At 72.4% G+C, this 4,272-nt stretch carries 3 protein-coding genes and 1 pseudogene; all 4 read right to left on the bottom strand.

Annotated elements, in window-relative coordinates; all coding sequences use genetic code 11:
• Positions 1–203 (bottom strand): annotated as a pseudogene (locus DZF91_RS03090) (hypothetical protein); the annotation flags it as partial.
• Positions 204–247: 44 nt separating this feature from the next.
• The gene (locus tag DZF91_RS03085; RefSeq protein WP_117355987.1) at positions 248–1,903 is read right to left on the bottom strand and encodes an AMP-binding protein; all 1,656 of its coding nucleotides are present in this window, start codon (positions 1,901–1,903) and stop codon (positions 248–250) included.
• Positions 1,900–3,585 (bottom strand): AMP-binding protein, encoded by a 1,686-nt coding sequence (locus DZF91_RS03080; RefSeq protein WP_117355986.1) that lies wholly within the window; start codon positions 3,583–3,585, stop codon positions 1,900–1,902. Before DZF91_RS03080 ends, DZF91_RS03085 begins: the two co-directional genes overlap by 4 nt.
• 87 nt (positions 3,586–3,672) lie before the next feature.
• Positions 3,673–4,272: TetR/AcrR family transcriptional regulator (locus DZF91_RS03075; protein WP_147340966.1), on the bottom strand; the 600-nt coding region annotated here is incomplete at its 5' end.

The raw sequence follows: 4,272 nt of genomic DNA, 5'->3' as shown, positions 1-4,272 counted from the left end.
CGCGGCCGGTGCGGCCGGCGCGGCGGGGGCGTGCCCGCGGCGGCCAAGCGGCGGGACGCGGCGCGGAGGCGGTCGCGGACCTCGTGGTCCGCGACGCGCTCCGCGAGTTCCAGCAGCTCGGCGTGGACCGCCCGCACCTCCTCCCAGCCCGGGTGGGAGGGCAGGACGGCGGTGCGCGCGGTTCCGGCGTCCTGCTCGTCCATGCACGTCAGCATGCCCGGAACGGCGGCGAACGCCAACCGGAGGGTCAGGCGAGGCCCAGGATGTCCACCGCCTCCGCCCGCATCTGGACCTTGCGGACCTTGCCCGTCACCGTCATCGGGAAGTCGTCCACCACGTGCACGTACCGGGGGATCTTGTAGTGGGCGAGGCGGCCCGTGCAGTACTCGCGCAGGGACTCGGGGGTGAGGGCGGACGCGCCGGGGCGGAGCCGGACCCAGGCCATCAGCTCCTCGCCGTACTTCTCGTCCGGGACGCCGATGACCTGCGCCTCCACGATGTCGGGGTGGGTGAACAGGAACTCCTCCACCTCGCGCGGGTAGATGTTCTCGCCGCCCCGGATGACCATGTCCTTGATCCGGCCGGTGATCGTGACGTAGCCGTCGTCGTCCATCGCGGCGAGGTCGCCGGTGTGCATCCAGCGGGCGGCGTCGATCACCTGGGCGGTCTGCTCGGGCTGGTCCCAGTAGCCGAGCATCACCGAGTAGCCGCGGGTGCACAGCTCGCCGTGGACGCCGCGCGGCACCGGCGCGCCGGTCTCCGGGTCGACGACCTTGACCTCCAGGTGCGGGTGGACGGTCCCGACCGTCCCGACGCGGCGCTCCAGGGAGTCGCCCGCGCGGGTCTGCGTGGACACCGGGGACGTCTCGGTCATGCCGTAGCAGATCGTCACCTCGGTCATGCCCATCCGGTCGATGACCTGCTTCATCACCTCCACCGGGCAGGGCGAGCCCGCCATGATCCCGGTGCGCAGCGAGGACAGGTCGTGCGAGGCGAACGACGGGTCGTTGAGCTCGGCGATGAACATCGTCGGGACACCGTAGAGGGACGTGCAGCGTTCGGCGGAGACGGCCGCGAGGGTCTTCGCCGGGTCGAAGCCGGGCGCGGGGATGACGACGCACGCGCCGTGCGAGGTCGCCGCCAGGTTGCACATCACCATGCCGAAGCAGTGGTAGAAGGGCACCGGGACGCAGATCCGGTCCTCCTCGTCGTAGCCGCAGATCTCGCCGACGAAGAAGCCGTTGTTGAGGATGTTGTGGTGCGAGAGCGTCGCGCCCTTGGGGAAGCCGGTCGTCCCGCTCGTGTACTGGATGTTGATCGGGTCGTCGGCGGACAGGGCCGCGTCCGGGAGGACGCCGTCGCGCCCGGCCTCCAGCAGGTCGGTCCAGGACTCGCGGCCGAGGAGCAGGACGTCCCGCAGGTCCGGGCAGTTCGGCCGGGCCTGCTCGATCATCGCGGCGTAGTCGGACGTCTTGAACGACGGCGCGGCGACCAGCGTCCGGATGCCGGCCTGCTTCAGCACGAACTCCAGCTCGTGCGTCCGGTAGGCGGGGTTGATGTTCACCAGGATCGCGCCGAGCTTGGCGGTCGCGTACTGGACGAACACCCACTCGGCGACGTTCGGGGCCCAGATCCCGACCCGGTCGCCCTTGCGGACGCCGAGCGCGGCCAGGCCGCGCGCGACGACGTCCACCTCGTCGTTGAGCTGCGCGTACGTCCAGCGGCGGCCGGTCTCGCACTCGACCAGCGCCTCCCGGTCGGGGAAGGACGCGACGGTCCGTTCGAGGTTCGCGCCGATGGTGTCGCCGAGCAGCGGCAGGGCGGACGTGCCCGACGCGTACGAGAGTGCCTTGGCCGAAGGGGAGGCGGGGGAGGGGGAGGCGGTCAGGGGTGATGCGGTCATCGGAGGTCGTCCTCGCGGTACTCGCCCGCCGGGCGGGCGTCGGGGCGGGTGTGCTTGGCGGTCTCGGCGCCGCGCAGCTCCACCCGGCGGATCTTGCCGGAGATGGTCTTGGGCAGCTCCGCGGTGAACTCCAGCAGCCGCACCCGCTTGTACGGGGACAGCCGCGCCGCGCAGTGCTCGAAGATCGACTTGGCGGTGGCGTCGGACGGCTCGACCCCGGCCGCGAGCGTCACGTACGCCTTGGGGACGGCCAGCCGCACCGGGTCCGGGGAGGGCACGACCGCCGCCTCCGCGACCGCCTCGTGCTCGATCAGCACGCTCTCCAGCTCGAACGGGGAGATCTTGTAGTCCGACGCCTTGAACACGTCGTCGGCGCGGCCCACGTAGGTGATGTAGCCGTCCTCGTCGCGGGCCCCGATGTCGCCGGTGTGGTAGACGCCGCCCGCCATCGCCTCGGCGGTGCGCTCCTCGTCGCCGTGGTAGCCGGTGGTCAGGCCGAGCGGGCGTTCGGCGAGGTCGAGGCAGATCTCGCCCTCGTCGCCGCGCTCCCCGGTGACCGGGTCGACCAGCACCACCTCGTAGCCGGGCACCGGCCGCCCCATCGAGCCGGGCTTCACCGGCTGGCCGGGCGTGTTCGCGATCTGCACGGTCGTCTCGGTCTGCCCGAAGCCGTCCCGGATCGTGATGCCCCACGCGTCCCGGACCCGCTCGATGACCTCCGGGTTCAGCGGCTCCCCGGCGGCGACGACCTCGCGCGGCGGGTTCCGCAGCGCACCGAGGTCGGCCTGGATCAGCATCCGCCACACGGTCGGCGGCGCGCAGAACGACGTGACGCCGCACCGGTCGATCGCGTCCAGCAGCCTTCCGGCGTCGAAGCGGGTGTAGTTGAAGACGAAGACGGTCGCCTCGGCGTTCCACGGCGCGAAGACGTTGCTCCACGCGTGCTTGGCCCACCCGGGCGAGGAGATGTTCAGGTGGACGTCGCCGGGCCGCAGGCCGATCCAGTACATCGTGGACAGGTGGCCCACCGGGTAGGACGCGTGCGTGTGCTCGACGAGCTTCGGCTTCGCGGTCGTCCCGGACGTGAAGTACAGCAGCAGCGTGTCGTCGGCGCGGGTCGTCCCGTACGGGGTGAAGTGCGGGTCGGCGTCGTAGGCGTCGGCGTAGCGCAGCCAGCCGTCCACGGGCTCGCCGACCGCGATCCGCGTGAAGTCGCCGGGGACGCCGTCGAACTTGGCGGCGCTCGCGGACGAGACGACCACGTGCCCCGCCCGGCCGCGCTCGACGCGGTCGCGCAGGTCGTCGGTGCCGAGCAGCGGCGTGCAGGGGATCATCACCGCGCCGAGCTTCATCGTCGCGAGGACGGTCTCCCACAGCTCGACCTGGTTGCCGAGCATCACGACCACCCGGTCGCCGCGCCGGACGCCCGCGCCGCGCAGCCAGTTCGCGACGCGCGCGGACCGCTCGGCCATCTCGGCGAAGGTGTACTTCGCCTCCGAGCCGTCCTCCTCGACGATCCACAGCGCGGTGCGGTCGTTGTCGTCGGCGATGTGGTCGAACCAGTCCAGCGCCCAGTTGAACCCGGTCAGCACCGGCCAGCGGAACCCCTCCCGCGCCGCCTCGTAGTCCTCACGGTGGGCCAGCAGAAAATCACGCGCCGCCCGGAACTCGACCGCCTGCATCGAACCTCCTCGTCTCACCAGGATCGTTCCCAGTCCCTGTGACCGGCGCCACCCCCGAACGGGGGTAGTCACGGCCCGGACGGATTCTCAGCGGGTGAGGAAGGCCGAGGTGAGGACGGCGGCCATGTGCTCGCCGACCCGCTCGACCGGCCAGCCGCGCTCGACGAGCAGGGTCTCGCCGACGCCGTTGGAGATCAGGGCGAGCAGCATGTCGGTGGCGGTCTCGACCGTCCAGTGGGGGGCGAGCGCGCCCTCGTCGGAGAGCCGCCGGACCAGCGCCCGGTTGCTCTCGCGCCGCCAGTACAGGACGGTCTCCCAGTGCCGGGCCGCGTCGGGATCGGTGTGCGCGACGCGCTCGACCGCGCGGGAGACCGCGAGGGTCCGGGCCGTGAACTCGGCGTGCCGGTGGGCGAAGACCGTGAGAGCCGTCCGGGCGTCCGGGGCCTCGGCGACGGGGGCGAACCGTCCTTCGAGGTCCTCCTCCTCGTTGACGTGGTCGAACAGCGCCGTGATGAGGTCCGCCCGGGACGCGAAGTGCAGGTAGACCGCGCGCCGCGACACCCCGGCGCGCTCGGCGACGGCCGCCATCGTGGCGGCCGGGACGCCCTCGGTCTCCACGATCTCGCGGACCGCCCGCAGCAGCGCGGCCCGCGACCGCCGCCCGCGCGCGTTCCGCGGAGCCTCGCG

The organism is Actinomadura logoneensis (genome assembly GCF_003428695.1).
GTDB classification, from domain to species: domain Bacteria; phylum Actinomycetota; class Actinomycetes; order Streptosporangiales; family Streptosporangiaceae; genus Spirillospora; species Spirillospora logoneensis.
The sequence above is the reverse complement of the archived record's forward strand: the minus strand, read 5'-3'. Positions and strand labels throughout refer to the sequence as shown.

Coding starts and splice junctions, on each gene's coding strand:
- DZF91_RS03085 (WP_117355987.1), bottom strand. CDS start 1,903: ATGACCGCATCACCCCTGACCGCCTCCCCCTCCCCCGCCTCCCCTTCG.
- DZF91_RS03080 (WP_117355986.1), bottom strand. CDS start 3,585: ATGCAGGCGGTCGAGTTCCGGGCGGCGCGTGATTTTCTGCTGGCCCAC.